Origin of the sequence: Jeotgalibaca porci, from assembly GCF_011299095.1 — a bacterium.
In the GTDB taxonomy this organism is placed as follows: domain Bacteria; phylum Bacillota; class Bacilli; order Lactobacillales; family Aerococcaceae; genus Jeotgalibaca; species Jeotgalibaca porci.
The window spans coordinates 792,865-809,990 of sequence record NZ_CP049889.1; the positions used below are offsets into that span (position 1 = coordinate 792,865).

16 protein-coding genes and 2 pseudogenes are annotated in these 17,126 nt (G+C 43.1%); 5 read left to right on the plus strand and 13 right to left on the minus strand.

All coding sequences use genetic code 11. The features are described from left to right. Positions 1-13 precede the first annotated feature (13 nt). Positions 14-1,192 (plus strand): M20 family metallopeptidase, encoded by a 1,179-nt coding sequence (locus tag G7058_RS04065; RefSeq protein WP_166062356.1) that lies wholly within the window; start codon positions 14-16, stop codon positions 1,190-1,192. 183 nt (positions 1,193-1,375) lie between these two features. Here G7058_RS04065 and G7058_RS04070 read toward each other — a convergent pair whose 3' ends face one another. The 6 genes and pseudogenes from G7058_RS04070 to G7058_RS04095 form a co-directional block, all read right to left on the minus strand. Beyond that, positions 1,376-2,113, minus strand: a complete 738-nt coding sequence (locus G7058_RS04070) for a substrate-binding domain-containing protein (RefSeq protein ID WP_166062357.1) — start codon at positions 2,111-2,113, stop codon at positions 1,376-1,378. Between the two features lie 162 nt (positions 2,114-2,275). After that, a pseudogene (locus G7058_RS12050) lies at positions 2,276-2,365 on the minus strand (LacI family DNA-binding transcriptional regulator); the annotation flags it as partial. A gap of 87 nt (positions 2,366-2,452) precedes the next feature. Then, entirely contained in the window at positions 2,453-3,739 is a 1,287-nt protein-coding gene (locus G7058_RS04080) for a DEAD/DEAH box helicase (RefSeq protein ID WP_166062358.1), read from the minus strand. A 14-nt stretch (positions 3,740-3,753) separates the two neighbouring features. After that, the gene (locus G7058_RS04085; protein ID WP_166062359.1) at positions 3,754-4,737 is read right to left on the minus strand and encodes a Gfo/Idh/MocA family protein; all 984 of its coding nucleotides are present in this window, start codon (positions 4,735-4,737) and stop codon (positions 3,754-3,756) included. A 140-nt stretch (positions 4,738-4,877) separates the two neighbouring features. Beyond that, complete coding sequence (locus G7058_RS04090; protein WP_166062360.1) at positions 4,878-5,744, minus strand: aldo/keto reductase; 867 nt, start codon at positions 5,742-5,744, stop codon at positions 4,878-4,880. A 419-nt stretch (positions 5,745-6,163) separates the two neighbouring features. Continuing rightward, complete coding sequence (locus G7058_RS04095) at positions 6,164-7,012, minus strand: metallophosphoesterase (protein ID WP_166062361.1); 849 nt, start codon at positions 7,010-7,012, stop codon at positions 6,164-6,166. Between the two features lie 98 nt (positions 7,013-7,110). Between G7058_RS04095 and G7058_RS04100 the strand changes: the two genes are divergently transcribed. The 4 genes and pseudogenes from G7058_RS04100 (at position 7,111) to G7058_RS04115 (ending at position 10,934) form a co-directional block, all read left to right on the plus strand. Beyond that, positions 7,111-8,595: a DUF1538 domain-containing protein gene (locus G7058_RS04100; protein ID WP_166062362.1), complete on the plus strand. Its 1,485-nt coding sequence runs from the start codon at positions 7,111-7,113 to the stop codon at positions 8,593-8,595. A 1-nt stretch (position 8,596) separates the two neighbouring features. After that, the gene (locus tag G7058_RS04105) at positions 8,597-9,256 is read left to right on the plus strand and encodes a hypothetical protein (protein ID WP_166062363.1); all 660 of its coding nucleotides are present in this window, start codon (positions 8,597-8,599) and stop codon (positions 9,254-9,256) included. A gap of 155 nt (positions 9,257-9,411) precedes the next feature. Next, positions 9,412-10,251: a transporter substrate-binding domain-containing protein gene (locus G7058_RS04110; RefSeq protein WP_166063703.1), complete on the plus strand. Its 840-nt coding sequence runs from the start codon at positions 9,412-9,414 to the stop codon at positions 10,249-10,251. 3 nt (positions 10,252-10,254) lie between these two features. Next, positions 10,255-10,934, plus strand: a pseudogene (locus G7058_RS04115) (amino acid ABC transporter permease). Positions 10,935-11,034: 100 nt separating this feature from the next. Here G7058_RS04115 and G7058_RS04120 read toward each other — a convergent pair. The 7 genes from G7058_RS04120 to G7058_RS04150 form a co-directional block, all read right to left on the minus strand. Then, positions 11,035-11,496, minus strand: a complete 462-nt coding sequence (locus G7058_RS04120) for a methylated-DNA--[protein]-cysteine S-methyltransferase (protein WP_166062364.1) — start codon at positions 11,494-11,496, stop codon at positions 11,035-11,037. A 33-nt stretch (positions 11,497-11,529) separates the two neighbouring features. Continuing rightward, positions 11,530-11,985, minus strand: a complete 456-nt coding sequence (locus tag G7058_RS04125) for a SixA phosphatase family protein (protein ID WP_166062365.1) — start codon at positions 11,983-11,985, stop codon at positions 11,530-11,532. A 36-nt stretch (positions 11,986-12,021) separates the two neighbouring features. Then, the gene (locus tag G7058_RS04130; protein ID WP_166062366.1) at positions 12,022-12,438 is read right to left on the minus strand and encodes a hypothetical protein; all 417 of its coding nucleotides are present in this window, start codon (positions 12,436-12,438) and stop codon (positions 12,022-12,024) included. Between the two features lie 197 nt (positions 12,439-12,635). Continuing rightward, on the minus strand, positions 12,636-14,015 hold the full coding sequence (locus G7058_RS04135; RefSeq protein ID WP_166062367.1) for an MATE family efflux transporter: 1,380 nt from the start codon (positions 14,013-14,015) through the stop codon (positions 12,636-12,638). 258 nt (positions 14,016-14,273) lie between these two features. Further along, positions 14,274-15,977, minus strand: coding sequence for a M3 family oligoendopeptidase (locus tag G7058_RS04140; RefSeq protein WP_166062368.1), 1,704 nt, complete (start codon positions 15,975-15,977; stop codon positions 14,274-14,276). Positions 15,978-16,031: 54 nt separating this feature from the next. Continuing rightward, positions 16,032-16,478 carry an 8-oxo-dGTP diphosphatase gene (locus tag G7058_RS04145; protein WP_166062369.1) on the minus strand — a complete coding sequence of 149 codons (447 nt, stop codon included), beginning with the start codon at positions 16,476-16,478 and terminating at the stop codon, positions 16,032-16,034. Beyond that, positions 16,475-17,122: an SIMPL domain-containing protein gene (locus tag G7058_RS04150; protein ID WP_166062371.1), complete on the minus strand. Its 648-nt coding sequence runs from the start codon at positions 17,120-17,122 to the stop codon at positions 16,475-16,477. Before G7058_RS04150 ends, G7058_RS04145 begins: the two co-directional genes overlap by 4 nt. Positions 17,123-17,126 lie beyond the last annotated feature (4 nt).

The following is a 17,126-nucleotide window of genomic DNA, read 5'->3' on the forward strand; positions in this document are numbered from 1 at the left end:
AGGGGATGAGTGAATGAGTTTACTGGATATTTTGACACAGAAGCTGGAGGAGAAAGAAGGACGGATTATTGAGATGCGTCGTTATTTACACGCGCATCCAGAATTGTCATTTGAAGAAGAAAAAACAGCGCAATACATTGCTGACTTCTACAAGGATGTTCCTGTGGATAAAGTTGAAACGAATTACGGCGGCGGCCATGGTGTAGTGGTAACGATTAAGGGTGCCCAACCTGGTAAGACGATTGCGATTCGTGCCGATTTTGACGCGTTGCCAATTACTGAGGAAACAGATGTCGCATTCAAATCGACGAATCCAGGCGTGATGCATGCTTGTGGTCATGATGGACACACTGCTTATATGCTTATTTTGGCGGAAACGTTGGCGGAACTGAAAAGTGAGTTGAAAGGTACGATTCGCGTGCTGCATCAACCTGCTGAAGAAGTCCCACCAGGTGGCGCATTGGGTATGATTAAAGCCGGTGCTCTTGAAGGCGTTGACCATATCTTTGGTATTCACGTCATGTCCAATATGGAAACAGGTAAAGTCTTCTACCGCGCGGGAAATACGCAAACTGGCCGTTCTTATTTCAAGTTGAAAGTGCAAGGTAAAGGTGGACATGGTTCCTCTCCACATACAGCGAATGATGCGATTGTTGCAGCAAGTTCATTTGTTATGAATGTTCAAACAATCGTTAGCCGCCACATTAACCCATTTGATACAGCAGTTGTAACGATTGGTTCATTTGACGGAAAAGGTTCATTTAACGTTATTAAAGATTCTGTTACGCTTGAAGGAGACGTGCGTACGATGTCTGATGAAAGTCGGACAATCGTTGAAGAGCAAGTTCGTCAATTTGCGGAAGGTTTGGAAACGTCATTCAAAGTTAAGAGTGAGTTGGAATACGCAAACGACTACCCTGTCTTGTATAACGATCCTGAAGTGACAGGATTGGTACAAGAAGCGTTGGAAGCAGCGGATTTCGCTGAGATTTTGGAAACAGCGCCGCAACCACCTTCAGAAGACTTTGCTTACTACTTAAAAGAAGTACCAGGTACATTCTTCTACGTCGGTGCAATGCCGGCAAATGGTGAGTGGTATCCACACCACCATCCAAAATTCGAAATTAACGAAGACAGCTTGTTAATATCTGCAAAAGCAATGGCAGCCGTTGTCGTTAAGTTCTGTGGATAAATTAGATAGAGTGGGAAAAAAGGCGTTTAGATCCGAATCACTGGAACGAATAAGCACAGGATGGACACAGGCCATCCGCGCATTATTTGTGAAGTGGACGTCGGATCTGCCTTTTTGAGCACGTTTACACCAAAGTTATTCGTTAATAGTAGAGGGGCCGGGAGTTCTTTCCCGGCCCCTCTACTATTTCTTCGTTGATTCGCGTTTTATTAACCGCGTCGCAATTGAGATATTCTGGGTTATCCCCACATTTCCTTCCATGCGTTCGACCAGTAAATTCAAACCGATGCTGCCGAGAGCCTCTGTATCTACTTGAATAGTGGATAAGGCGGGATAAACATAACGGGCAACGTTGCTGTCATTGAATCCAATCAGGCTAACCCGCTCCGGTACTTGAATATTCGCGTCTTGCAAACTCCGCATCGCGCCAATCGCGATGGCATCGTTGGCACAGAAGAAAAATGTTGGTAAGTTATCCCCATGTTCCGAAATTGCTTGGTTCATCAGTGCTTGTCCAGATGCTGTGGAAAAACTACCGGTGTAAAAGGCTGCTTCGTTATACTTGCCACTTTGCATAAGCGCTGCTTGAAATAGTAATTCGCGCGGATCATCCAGTACTTGCTTCTGATCCTGTGTTGTTTCTTTTCCACCGAGAAAACCAATCGTCTTGTATTTTGCAGCTTCTGCCATTACTTGTTGAATAGCGTAATTAAAATCAACCGTCACACTGTCGGCTTGATTGCTCATTTGATTTGAATCGATAAAGACTAACGGCTTCTCAAATTTTTTAAGTTGTGTCACTTGGCCGTCACTAAACTTACCGATGGCACAAATACCCGCAATATCTTCTTCGAGTTCAGTCGGAATCTGTTGATAAAGGGTTGTGATAACTAAATTTTTCTTTTTGCCATGTTCTTCCATCGCCAGACGAATCGCTTGGTAATAGATGTCATCCAGTTCTTCCTGCTGGCTGTACCAATGGATAAGTAAAATTTTACGGTTGGGAAGTTTCCGGACGGCTTTTTTATAGTCCAGACTTTCAGCAATCTGCCATATTTTTTGACGGGTTTCATCCCCGACTGATAATGTTTCGTCTTCATTTAAAACACGTGAAACGGTCGCCGTTGAAACGTTGGCTAATTCCGCTATATCCTTTAAGGTTGCGATGACTATCCCCTCCTAGGTAAAGTATTTACTAATGTTTTTAGTATACGATTTTATGGCGAAAAAAGCGACCCCAAGTGGAGTCGCTTTTGTGCATTATTCTTCTGTTTTTGGACGGCGTGCGCCCTTGTTCTTTTGGGAACGGGTACGGTTTTTCTTCTTCGCTTTTTTAGGTGCTTCCGGAAGAGGTGTCCGATTCGTTTCTTGCCTTACGCCTTTTTCCTTCTTCACTTTTTCTTTCATCTTTGGCTGTGGCGCATCTGGAACTGTTTCGGGACGTTCATCCACCAACTGCCCTTTGAAAATAAACCATTCGGTCGTTTCGCTTGGACGCGGACCCAGCTTACGCAGGTCACGAATTCCGCGTTCATTTACTAATGATAAAACGCGGCCCTCTTTGCCCATGCGGCCGGTACGTCCGGAACGGTGTTGATACACTTCTTGAGAAAGCGGCAAATCATAGTTGATGACATATGGTAAATCGGGAATATCAATTCCACGTGTTGATACATCGGTAGTCAATAGGAAGACCGCCTCGCCTTTCTTGAAGGCCTCTAAAGCATCTTTACGTTGACTTGTACCATAATCGCTATGAAGCATGCGTACTTTCACGTTTTCAAACTGCATTTTCTCAGCGAGGTAATCCAGTTCTTGTACAGAGTTCACAAAGACAAGGGCCTGCATGCCCTTCACATTTCCCAAACGACGCAGTACTTCTGCGCGTTTGCGGTTATCCGCCAGTACATAGCCGTGCTCAGTTTGATCGGTACTTGCATCGGCTGTATCAATAATAGCCGGTTGTGTATTGAACCAACGCGACACTTCACGTAAGTTTTCGCTATCCGTTGCGGAATAGAATGCCATTTGTCTTTGTCCTGGCATTTTTTTGATGAATTCACGCAAGTTATCCATGTGCTCGGGTTGTAATAAGTAGTCCGCTTCATCCAAGACTACCGTTTTAACCGTGTGGAGTTTTAATTTACGTTGGTTCGCTAGTTCTAACATACGGCCTGGCGTTCCGACTACAACTTCTGGTTTTAATTTTAAATTTTCGATTTGACGTTTTACGCTGGCGCCGCCGATTAGCGTTTGTACTTTCACATCGCGCAAGGATGCCCACTCTTCTAGAACTCGCCCAACTTGGACGCCCAGTTCTTGAGATGGTGTCAAAACGACTAGTTGCAATTCGCTCGACGTTTTTATTTTTTCTAAAAGTGGTAAAGCGTACGCTAACGTTTTTCCCGTTCCTGTCGGTGATAATCCAACAATATCTTCACCAGCTAGGAGCGGTTCAAACGAACGTTCCTGGATGGGTGTTGGGAGCTGGAAGCGCATGGACCGCCAGTGTCTTTGGAAACTGGGGTTCATTTTTTCAATCATCATAATTTATTCCTCTTTCATTCATCTGCGGTAAAAGTAATCCCTGCATTTTTACGTAATTTTTCTGACCAATATGCGACTTGACGGCTCAATTGGCGCCATTCTTCATATTTTTCAGTAGTGTGTACTATTTCTTTGTGGAAGGCCAAGGCTTCATCCAACATCAAATGTGCGGATGGTTTCTTTGCCAAATTGAAAGTCTCGCCCGTTCCGGTATTTTCCAGGATGATTTCGGTCGTTCCGGTCAATTCATCCAAAATTAAGGTTTGCTTTCCGCTATGAACTTCGGACGGCGCATGCAAATTATAGTTTTTAGAAATATGCATTGTCACATCGAAAGTGGGATAACGGAATAAAATCGTTCCCGAACCGTCGACGTTGGTTGCAATTTTACGCGCGTTATAGGTTGCTGATTCGGGCTCTCCAAACCAAGCAAGCGCTGCGTACAGTGTATAGACTCCCAAGTCCATCAACGCCCCGCCAGAGAATCGTGGTGAGAAAATATTCGGCTCTTCGCCGGCAACAACTTGGTCATAACGACTGGAATATTTCCCATAATAAAGAATGGCATTGTCGACTTTTTCAAGTTTCGTAATTTCATTTTTTATGATATGGAAATTCGGATCGTGAAGGTGACGGGCAGCCTCGAACAATAGAACGCCATTTTCGTCCGCGGCTTTATTGGCTGCGTCCCATTCTTTCAAGTTCGAAAAAGCTGGTTTTTCAACGATGACGTGCTTTTTATTCGCCATAGCAAGCATAGCTTGATCGAAATGCAGACTATTTGGGGAGGCAATATAAATGACATCCAACTCTGGACTCGCCATAAATGCTTCCAAGTCATCGAAAAACATATCCACTCCGTATGCTTTACCAAAATCCTCTGCTTTCGATAACACGCGGCTATAAACGGCTTTCAGCTTATACCCCTCTGTCAGACTTAATGCCTTGGCAAACTCGTGGGAAATCATACTCGTTCCTATAAAACCTACAGCTAACATCGAACTCCTCCATTCAAATCGGTAGTAGTTCTATTTTACTATACTTTGAAGGCTTTCGATACTAAAACAGAAAAGAGGAGCGTGTAAAGCAACCGCGAAAACGCAGCTCCTCCTTCTACTTTGTCTGGGTAGGTGTTGTTTTAGCGTCTTGATCCATGACGCTTGTTTTGATTTTTATCGCTAGGTTTGCGCGTATTGGTTTTTTTGTCGATGTTATTGATGATATCAATTTCTTCGTCTGTCAGTGAGAAATCGAAAAGATCTAAATTTTCGACCATACGTTCATCGTGACTCGTCTTTGGAATCGGCACCACGCCACGTTCCAAGCACCATTTTAATGCAATTTGCGCCGATGTTTTGTCGTGTTTATTTCCAATACCGGCTAATTTTTTATCGCTATTCACTTTTCCCGCGCCGAGCGGACTATAGCCCATCGTCACAATATTATTCTGGTCGTTGTATGCATCCAAATCTGCATTCATATTATCCGGGTTAACCGGGATTTGGTTTACCGCCGGGCGAACTTTTCCTTCTTTAATAATTTCAGCTAATTCCCCGCGATTGAAGTTTGAAACACCAATACTGTTCACACGACCTGAAGCTTGAATTTCTTCCAAAGCGCGCCAAGTCGCCAAATTGACGCCTTCTTCCGAACTCGGCCAGTGAATCAAATAGAGATCGACATAATCCAATCCTAGACGCTCATACGTTTGATTGAAAGCTTCCGTCGCCTGTTCGAAGCCCATATCTGATTTCCAAACTTTCGACACGATGAAAAGTTCATTTCGAGAAATTCCCGCGTTGATTGCTTTTTGAATCCCCCGTCCGACCCCTTCTTCGTTGTCATATATTTTTGCAGTATCGATAAGGCGGTACCCTTTCATAATAGCGTTAAATACAACTTCTTCAGCGTCACGATTGGCAATTCCCGACGTCCCAAAACCAATAATCGGAATCGTATACCCGTCATTCAAAGGCAGCCGTTCCGTTATTTGTTGCTTAACCATATGCTACACCCTTTCAATCGTTTTCTTTATTCTACCTTTGAAGTTGAAATAAAGAAAGCGTTTACCTGTTTGTGCGGGGATAGTTTGGGCGTTAGTGCACAGGTCGTCCTTTCTTGCTCGACCTTTGCACCTTTTCAAGCCTAAGCGTGCATAAGTCATGCCTTTTCGACCGACCTTTGCACTCTTTTGAGTCTAGGCGTGCATAAGTCACGCCTTTTCGACCGACCTTTGCACTCTTTTGAGTCTAGGTGTGCATAAGTCACGCCTTTTCGACCGACCTTTGCACTCTTTTGAGTCTAGGCGTGCATAAGTCACGCCTTTTCGACCGACCTTTGCCGACGGAGCACATTCGGTCGGCAAAGGTTGAACAATTTTAAGTCACTTTTGCCGACACATGGTATGAAACTAAAAAACCACTCTCACGAGTGGTTTTCCAAGGTTGCGATAATGAGTTCCGGGCGATTATTGATTCGGAATGGGAAATGTGATGGTCCAAGACCGCGGCTGATGACCAAATGTTTGGTCGGATCTGTTTCCAACGCCCATACACCTGCTGTATATTTCGGCAGACGTCCCTGCCCCGGTGCGAATAAACCGCCGATACCCGGAATGCGAATTTGGCCGCCGTGCGCGTGGCCGGAAAAAACAACATCTGGGGCTTTACTAGCGTCGGCGTGGTACTTCTTAAATAGTTCCGGACGATGCGCCAATAACAGGCGGGTTTGACCGGCCCAGTCCGGACGAATAGTCATTTTCGCCAAGAAATCTTTTTGAACTTTTCCAAATGGTGACGGTTCAGGAACACCCATCACAACAACCGGTTTTCGTCCGGACAACATCACGGAATAAGCGGTGTTATCTAAATAAGTTACGCCGGTTCCTTGATAGATATGCGTGTGATTTTTGACTTTATTGTCATGATTTCCTTCAACCGCATATGTTGGAGCAATATCCGGGAGACGTTTTAGGAAGGCATGCGCTTCTGCTGTCCGCTCTGGTTCAGCCGCATCCATCTGGTCCCCACTTAGGAAAATTAAATCCGGTTGCTCTTTCTTCAACGTTTTAATCAAAGCGTCCAAATTAATTTTAGTATAGGGGAAATGTAAATCAGAAAGATGGGCAATCTTCAGCCCTTCATTTTCGGGAGCTAGTTTCTTAATCGGTACCGCATACCGACTCACTTGAAACTTCGTATTTTGCACATACAAATACGCGGCGGTTCCTGCTGTTAATAGTGCTGTATTAATGAGGGTTTTTTTATTATTCATTGCGCGTTCCTCCTTCGAAATAGGGCTTTATTATGATATACTACAACTATCTAAAAATTTTGTTAAATATCGGAATATAAACCGAAAGGAGCTAGGATATGGAAGTATTTATCGACAAACTAAAAGAAGTTTTGCAATCGGTTTTGCCGATCACAATTCTCGTCATTATTCTCCATTTTACCATCGCGCCTCTGCCGGGAATAGAGTTTTCCCGCTTTTTGTTTGGTGCTTTACTAATTATTATGGGGCTCGCCGTTTTCTTATTCGGAGTGGATATTGGAATTACCTCGATTGGGAATTATCTTGGAAAAGAAATCGCTCGAAGCAACAGCCTAAAACTTGTTTTGGTGATGGGATTGATTCTTGGGTTTTTCATCTCAATCGCAGAACCTGACTTAATTATTTTAGCAAATCAAGTCAGTGAAGTCACGGATGGGGCTATCCCCAGTACTGTTTTACTCGTCGTTGTTTCAGTGGGAATTGCATTTATGATGACAATCGGCTTGTTTCGCATTGTTTACCGCTATCCTCTACGAAATATCTTCTTCGTCATCTATACTTTAATCTTTTTATTAGCTATATTCAGTTCAAACGACTTATTCGCAATAGCATTCGATGCATCCGGATCGACAACCGGTGCCTTAACGGTTCCTTTTATGTTGGCCTTAGCTACGGGTGTAGCCTCTCTGAATCACGATTCAAAGTCAGCAGAAATCGACAGTTTCGGCCTTGTTGGCGTCGCATCGAGTGGAGCTATTTTGAGCGTATTGATTCTCGGCCTGTTTACCGGTGATAGTGGGATTACGGGCACCTTATCCGTCGACGTCGGCGCCTACACTTCTTGGGTGGTTCCATTCACGGATACATTGCCGCATATGGCACTCGAAACCGTCCTATCTATTGCCCCCATCTTAATTATTTTTGTTTGTTACAACCTTTTCGTTGCAAAACGTAAAATGCAAACAGCCGACTTTAAACGCGCGATGTTGGGATTACTTTACTTATATGTCGGCCTGGTACTCTTCTTAACCGGCGTAAACGCAGGATTTCTAAATGTCGGCCGTCAATTAGGCATGACGATTGCAGGCATGGATAGCAAATGGCCGGTGTTATTCATTGGGCTGCTGTTGGGGCTTGTGGTTATTTTGGCAGAACCAGCCGTTTACGTGCTCACCCATCAAATTGAAGACGTGACAAACGGTTCGGTTAAACGGAGTGTCGTCCTTGTCTTCTTATCCGTTGGTGTGGGCTTGGCCGTTCTTTTATCAGTTGTTCGCGTTTTAGTCCCGGAAATTTTATTATGGCATTATTTGGTTCCCGGTTATATTATCGCCCTTGTCTTGGCATTCCGCGTTCCGAATTTATTCGTCGGAATGGCGTTCGATGCAGGAGGTGTCGCGTCCGGACCGATGACGGCAACATTTATTTTGGCCTTTATTCAAGGTGTGGCCGATATTACACCGCATTCAAATGTTCTTTTAGATGGATTCGGGATGATTGCAATGGTTGCAATGATGCCAATTCTTTCGTTACAATTACTGGGAGCAATTTATCAACAGCGTTCCAAAAAGGAAGGTATCTAGTATGACAAATCAAACCTATTATGACCTCATCGTTGTCATTGTAAACCTTGGCAAAGCCAGCCGCGTTTTAGCTGAGGCTAAAAAAATTGGCATCACTGGTGGAACGATTTCACTGGCGCATGGTACAGTGAACAGCAGTCTGTTACGAAAATTAGGACTTTCTGAGATTCGTAAAGAAGTTTTATTGATGGTCAGTCAACGAAAACATACTGTCTTAACAATCAATCACATTACCGATACGTTTCATTTAGAGGAGCCGAATCGCGGGATTATTTTCTCAACGCCTCTTTCTACTGTTGTGGGAACACATAATCAACTTAGTGATCTTCATGACACAGATCCGGTTTCAGATCCGACACATGAAATGTTCGTGACGATTGTCCCTGAAGGGGATGGTGATACAGTCGTTGAAGTTGTTCGTCAGGGTGGTGGCGCCGGCGGGACGATTATCCCGGCTTACGGTGCGTTTGCCGAAACAGTTACACGCGTTTTCGGAATTGAAATAAATTCTGAAAAAGATATTGTGATTAACTTGGTTGATAAACAAGCGGCTAATCAAATCGAAGAGGAACTAACGCGTAACATTCAGTTTCAAGATAGCGATTCTGGAATTATGTTCAGTGTCGACGCGCAGAATGTTCGCGGCATTTACATCAAGTAGTCCACATGAATAGACTTCGGAACTGTTCTCATTTTGAGAGCAGTTTTTTTGAGCTATACGTTAACCTATAGAACAGGGTTATAAACTGTTGCATTATTTCTCATTAAATGTTAGTTTAGTATTAATTAAGCATAAAGGAGCGAACAGATTTGAAAATGAAATTTGGTTTGGTTACGGCTTTATCTGCGCTAGTATTGGCAGCTTGTGGGGGAAATACAGTAGGAGATAGTGAAGAAACTGCGTGGGATGCTATTGAAGAAAAAGGAAAAATAACTGTTGCAACATCTGGCACTTTATTTCCAAGTTCATACTACGGTGACGACAATGTCTTAACCGGATATGAAGTTGAAATCATGAAAGCAATCGGTGAAAAATTGGATGTTGACGTTGAGTTTATGGAAATGGGTGTCGATGGTATTTTGACATCTGTACAAAGTGGGCAAGCCGATATGGCAGCAAACGGCTTCGATATCACAGATGCTCGTAAAGAAGATTACCTTTTCTCTGAGCCGTATAAATATTCCTTTGGTGGCTTGGTTGTCCGTGCAAGCGACAACTCCGGGATCGAATCATTTGAAGATTGGGATGGCAAAAAAGCTGCTGGTGGCGCGACGACTACTTACATGGGAATCGCTCGTTCATTAGGCGCAGAACCAGTTACTTACGATAACGCGACAAATGATATTTTCTTCCGTGATGTTGCAAGCGGCCGTACGGATTTCATTCCAAATGACTACTACATTTCAAATACAGCTGTTCAATTCTTTGCTGACCTAGGTGTTAAAATGCACGATTTAAAATACAATCCATCTGAGCAAGCGATTGTATTAAGTAATGATGATAACTCGGTAAAAGAAAAAGTTGACGAAGCTTTGGCGGAGTTACGTGAAGAAGGCGTATTGAGCGAACTTTCTGCAGAATTCTTCGGTGGCGAGGATGTTACTGAACCTTTAGAAAACGTGGATGAATTACCAGTATTCGAACCTGAGGACTAGGCGATGAATATTTCGGAGATAAAATGGGAATATATTTTCAATATTGAATTAGCAATTGAGAATTTTGGCTACGTTTTGTCTGGTATTGGTTATACGTTATTAATTTCCGGATTAGGCTTTTTATTGGGGTTAGTATGGGGGTTTATTTTATCCCTCATGCGCATTTCTGAAAATAAGATTTTAAGCCGCTTGGCGACTATTTATATTTCATTTATGCGTGGAACCCCGACTCTGGTTTTGCTGTTTATTCTCTATTTTGGCTTCCCGTTTATCGGTGTTTATTTTAATGCGGTGACGGCTGCGGTTATTGGCTTTACGTTGAGTTCAGCTGCCTACATCGCGGAAATTATTCGTTCCGCGCTAAATGCAATCGATAAAGGACAGTGGGAAGCGGCCATGTCGCTTGGACTATCACGACAAAAAGTTTTATGGAAAATCATTGTGCCGCAAGCTCTACGGATTGCGGTCCCCCACTGTCGAATGTCATTCTTGATTTGGTTAAGAGTTCTTCGTTGGCAGCAATGATAACCGTACCGGATATTTTCCAAAATGCCAAAATTGTTGGTGGCCGGGAAAACGACTATATGACTGTTTATATTATGGTTGCCTTGATTTATTGGGGTATTTGTTCAGGATATGAGGTTCTTCAACGGAAACTTGAAAAAGAATTTGGTTCTTACTGATATTTTGGTTATAATGGTAGATGTAATAAAAATCGTTGGTTTTTGTTACCTCACACGAAAGAGGCCCGGGATTTTTCCCTGGCCTCTTTTTTACGTTCATTTAACTATTTTCGCGTTCCAACTTCAGCAAGTATTCTTTCGCATCCATTCCGCCACCATAACCGACTAATTTGCCGCTTATTCCAATAACGCGGTGGCACGGTGTGATAATCGAAATGGGATTACGATTATTGGCGCCGCCGACTGCACGCACTGCTTTGGGATTGTTGACAGCCACAGCGATATCTTTATACGAAACTGTTTGGCCATAGGGAATGGCTCGTAGTGCTTCCCAAACAGATTCTTGAAATGGCGTGCCCGCAGTATCCAGTGGTAAATCGAAGTCTTTCGATGCTCCGGAAAAATAGGCTTCTAACTGCTTCTTTGCTTCGATTAAAAGTGGTGACTCATTCATTTCCGGGATGGTGTCTCCCTCTTTAAACCGATCCACATACGTAATTCCGCGTTCACTTGCACCGATTAAATACATGCCGATTGGTGAATCCATGGTCGTAAAATACATCCTTTTCCTCCTCGTCTAACTTGTCTACTAGCCTTAGCTTTTAGGCGATTGTTTCCAGTCTAATTTCACATCAGCCCCGTCGAAGACAATACGCATCATTGCGCCTTTGTGAAACGGGGTGCGCACACCGGTTAATTCATGGACCCACATACTCATAAACGGTTCATGACCCACACATGCTACCCGAAAGTTAGGTTTCATTTTCAACGCGTTCAAACACGCTTCTAGATTCCCGTCGGCTAGAAACACCTTTTCAGCATACGTTGGGAGTTCCAGTTCTGTAGTGAAAAGCGCGGCTGTCTGCTTTGCACGTGTCAAAGGACTGGTCCAAACTTCCAACCCTTCTGTAGCAATTTGTGATTGGATGGTTTGCAAAAAAGTCGTAAATTCTGCTCGGCCCTTTTCTGTCAACGGACGATAAAAGTCATTTTTGTTTGGCTCGGCGCTTCCCGCCTTGCCATGGCGAATCAAAAGCAATTCTCCTTTCATCTGCGCGTCCTCCTTTTTCGTCCATTATACAATATCTTACTGGTATTGCACGGCCTTGGTCTTCCCTACTTTCAGATAGTTCTTTCGAAGAACCCTATAAATCCGCTGCTTCGAAAACGAACCGTCACACCACTGATAAATGCGTGCAGTGGTCAACGGAACCTCAGGAAAGAGCAACAGAAATTCCTCACTGTGCCGTTTGATTGTTTCTTCTGCGTCTTCAATCCCACCGCAACTTTCACAAAAAGTGGTCTGTGCTTCAACGTACGTATTGAAAGAATAACACTCTTGGCAGACAACTCCCGGCCTCAAAATATGAAAATCATAACTTGGTAAAATCGTTTCCTGTAACAAATCATTCGGTGCAATCTGAAAAAACGCAAAGTTCTCTTGGGTCAATTCTACACGGTGCATCAGTGATTCTCTTATCCGACTCTTCTTATAATTATTCATGGCATTCCCTCCCGATTTTTTGTCTCTACATATAGATAAGCAAAAAATCCCGGAAACCATTTTTTTCTTTGGAAAATTTTGGCCTGTTTTTGGTTGATTTTGGGAAATAAGGGCGAAAAAAGACGCTTCGTCCCGAAACGCTTCACAAATGTTTGATTCATGAAGTGTAAACGGGACTGAACGCCTTTTTTACTCTTTTAAGCTAAATTAATGGTCTTCCATTTTCCAGAACGGAAGCGCAGACGAATTAAAATCCACCTTACGAATTGGTCAATCGCAATGGCTAGCCATGCTCCGATTAGACCTAATCCGAAGAAACGGACAAAGATGTTTGCCAGAACGACACGGATGCCGAGTACGCCGATAAATGTCGAAACTAATGGGAAACGCGTATCCCCCGCTCCGCGTAACGAGCCCGCCACAATTAACTGGTTCGCTTGGAATGGTTGGATTAAAGCTGCAACACGTAAAGCAGCGGACGCACTTTCAATAATGGCGGAATCACCCGAATAGAGTCCCACGAGCATTTCGGCAAATAAGAACATAATAATTCCCACTATCACGCCACTGGTACTCCCCATCATCGAGCTGTTATGGGCATATTTTTCCGCGTCATCGGGTTGCTTTGCCCCCAACGCTTTACCAACTAAGGCGGACGCCGAAATACCGAACGCTTGGCCGATAACGAAAGATAAGGATAAGATGCTCATACCAATTTGGTGTGCCGCAAAAACGACTGTTCCTAATCCCGATACAACCTGAACGAACAGGATGATTCCGGTTCGCATGACGAGCTGCTCAATCGCAGACGGCAAGCCGATTGTTACCAAGTTTTTCAATGTCCGTTTCGAGAAATTGAACTTGTTCTTGAATGAGAAACGTAAATCACTTTTCCCTGACATTAAATAACGAACCATTAAAATGCTGGCGGTGAAGTTGGCTAAAGTTGTCGAAATGGCAGCCCCAGCAATCCGTAATTCCGGAAAGCCAAACAATCCATAAATTAATACCGCATTTCCAATTACGTTCATAAAGTTTACGCGAATGTTAATATTCATTGGGACTTTCGTTTCTCCAATACCACGAAGTGACCCGGTAACCGCAAAGTTGAACGATTGGAACAAGTAACTCACACAAATAATTCGGAAATATTTTTCACCAATCGCAATAGTCGCTGGTTCAGCCCCCATGAAAGCCATGATGTCATTGGCATAGATGAATGCGAGAATCGCAAGCGGCAGCGCTAAACTCATACTGATGATCAGAACATGTTTCGTCACATTTTCCATCTGATCCTTTTTTCCGGCTCCGAAATACCGGGCAATAATCGCCGTTCCACCCACATTGAGCGCTTGGACCACCGATAATCCGAGAAAGAGCGGCTGATTCGTGACACCGACCGAAGCTACTGCCGCAGCCGCGTAATTCGTATCCGTAATATTCCCGAGCATCATCATGTCAATCATCCCAAATACCGAACTCAATATTAACTCGATTAAAACCGGCCACGCGATATTCATAATCGCGATGTTAATGGGATTCTTAAACTTAAACTTATTCCTTATACCTTCCGACATTTATCTATACACATTCCTTCTCTTTTGATTTGAAAACTCTACTATCCATTGTACGCTAAATCTATTAATTATCAAAAATCATGTTCTAATAGGACTTCGGAGTAGGGGCTTAAGTCTTTTCGAACCGAATTGGGAAATGATTACCACTTCATTGCACACTTCCATACCAAACTGGGGAATGAGTACCAATTCATTGCACACTTCCAAGCTAAAACAAAAAGCAACTCACCGGAGTAAGTTGCTTTTTGTATCAAGTGCTTATAAATTACTATCATCCACAGCAGAAAGTTCTGCGTCAATGGCTTTGATGACGTCTGTTAATGAGCCTTCTTCAAATGGGGATTTTAAGTTCGCTAATTTTACGAGTTCAAGGAAGCTCTTCGTTCCGCCGACCTCACAAATTGCCAAGTAATCTTCCCAAGCATTTTCGTCTTTATCAATAATTGCACGTTTCCAGAATTGGAAGGCCAATACTTGCGCCAATGTGTAATCGATATAGTAGAAAGGCGTATCGAAAATGTGACCTTGACGGTACCACAATGTTCCTTGTTCCAAAAATGCATTCTCAGAGTAATCTTTTTGCGGGTTATACATTTTTTCAAGTTTGCGCCAAGTTGCTTTACGCTCTGCCGGAGTCATTTCTGGATTTTCGTATACTTCATGTTGGAAGTGATCCACCAAAACACCGTATGGCAAGAATTGCAACGCACCACCTAAGTGGCTGAATTTATATTTCTCTGTTTCTTCTTTGAAAAATAGTTCCATCCAAGGATAGGTAAAGAACTCCATACTCATCGAGTGAATTTCAGCACTTTCGCTTGTTGGGAAAACAAGTTCCGGTTGTTTAATCCAACGTGATTGGAAAACTTGGAACGCATGGCCCGCTTCGTGTGTTAACACATCAATGTCTCCACTTGTACCGTTAAAGTTTGCGAAAATAAACGGTGAATCATAGCCAGGAATAAACGTACAATAACCCCCACTTTGTTTGCCGTCTTTTGTTTCCAAATCCAGCAAGTCACGGTCATACATGTAATCGATAAATGTCCCTGTTTCTTTGGAAAGTTCATGGTACATCTTTTTACCCATTTCCATGATATAGGCTTCGTCTCCCTTTGGCGTTGCGTTGCCATCAAGGAATTCCAAGTTCAAATCGTAATAATTCATATGTGAAACACCGATGCGCTTCGCTTGGCGCTCATACAACTTTTGAGCAACCGGAACAACATCATTCAACACGTTTTCACGGTAGGTTTGAACCATTTCGCGGTTGTAATCGTAGCGTTGCATACGAATATAACCCAGTTCAACAAAATCTTTAAAGCCTAATTTCTTGGCAATCTCATCACGCAATTTTACCAGTTGGTCGTAAATGTCATCGATTTTTGCTTCGTTTTCCTCAAAGAATGAGAAGTACGCTTCGGATGCCGCTTTACGCACACTGCGATCTGTGGATTGTTGGTAAGGCCCCAAGCCAGATAGATTCAACGTTTTACCATCAAATTCGATTTGGGCACCGGCAATTAATTTATCATAAGCGCTAGCTAATTCATTTTCTTTTTGTAATAGTTCAATGACTTCCGGGCTGAATGCCTTCAATTCGTACTCTGCCATTTTGAAGTATTGCTTTGGCAAAACTTGCTCGAGTTCCATCCGGTAAGGTGTTTTTAAAAGCGCGTGGTAGTACAATGTATTAATTTCCGTAAACAACGGACCATACTCATCCCAATATTCTTGCTCTGCTTGATAGAATGCGTCTTTTGTATTGATGGAGTGACGAATGTAAGCCAAGTTCGCTTGCTTGTCCGTTTCGTTCAGTAATCCATTCATCAACATGACCGCCGCCACTGCGATGTCCGCATCTTCAGCATTCTTCAACTGTTCGATTGCTTCAGTCGCCTCAGCTTTGTACGTCGTATAATCCGGACGCTTGTATTCGTATTCAGAAAATTTTAATTCCAAATGAAGTCACCTACTTTATTTTTATTAGATTTATTATACCACTGTTTTCAAGTTTCAATACAACTCAAAAGTCCCATCTTCACGATAATAAAACTCACTCATCTGCTCTGATTCAAACACTTCTAGCATGCCTTCAAAATCTTCCGCAAGTTGATAGTTGTTTAAGTCTTCGCGATTAATCCAAAACACTTCGCCTTCGTCTGAACTTTCTAGTTCTCCCGTGTAAGCCGTCGCTTGATAAAATAAAACGACATAACGCGCATCTTTCTCATCTTGAAACTGTTTGATTCCACACAAGTGGGGATTCATGATTGTCAGACCCGTTTCTTCTTTTACTTCCCGAATAACAGAGGCGACAAACGATTCGTTCTTCTCAACTTTTCCACCCGGAAAGGTCAAGCCTGGCCAATCTTTCGATTTTCGATCTTGAACGAGTATGCGACCCGCATCATCAAAAAGCATACACATATTTGTAAATACCGCACATTCACTTTTACTCATCTTATCCCCCATACAAATGATACTGAATCTTGAACCGTGATGTCTTCAGGTTCTATTTCGGGCATAGCAGCTTCCATCATTACCCGGCTGTCACGTTGATAATGTGTAGGCGAATGAAAATAAATATCTTTCCAACTGTAGTCAATCGTTAACAGCTCTCCCAACTCGGCTCCCGCTGCGCGTGCTAAAATAGTTGCTTTCTGACGGGCGTTCTCAGTTGCATAAAGTAAAAGTTGTTCACTGACAGCTGTTTGATCTTTGACTGTGAACGCAATCGTTATTTCTGGATAAATTTTTGTTTTTGCAAGAGCGGTTAGAACTTTAGAAAGGTGCGCCGTATCATAAGCGAAGGCCAATTTTAAGTTATGTTGACATTTGTAGCCGACGAAGCGCCTTTTGTAATCATTGTTTTTGTCACGATAATTTTCATAGTGGGTATCGATATGGAAATGAGTCGTTTTTAGATCTTTTTCGCCAAATCCAATCGAGTGAACAGCTTCATTCATAGCAGTAATGGCAGTCGCCGCTAGTTGCATCGTTTTTTCATAGTCAGTATCGATGGTTTCAAGTGCCAAAGTAATAACAATCTGATCGGGTTTCACGCTGGCTTGGCCAACGCCGGTAATGGTAATCGTGCGATTCATAAGA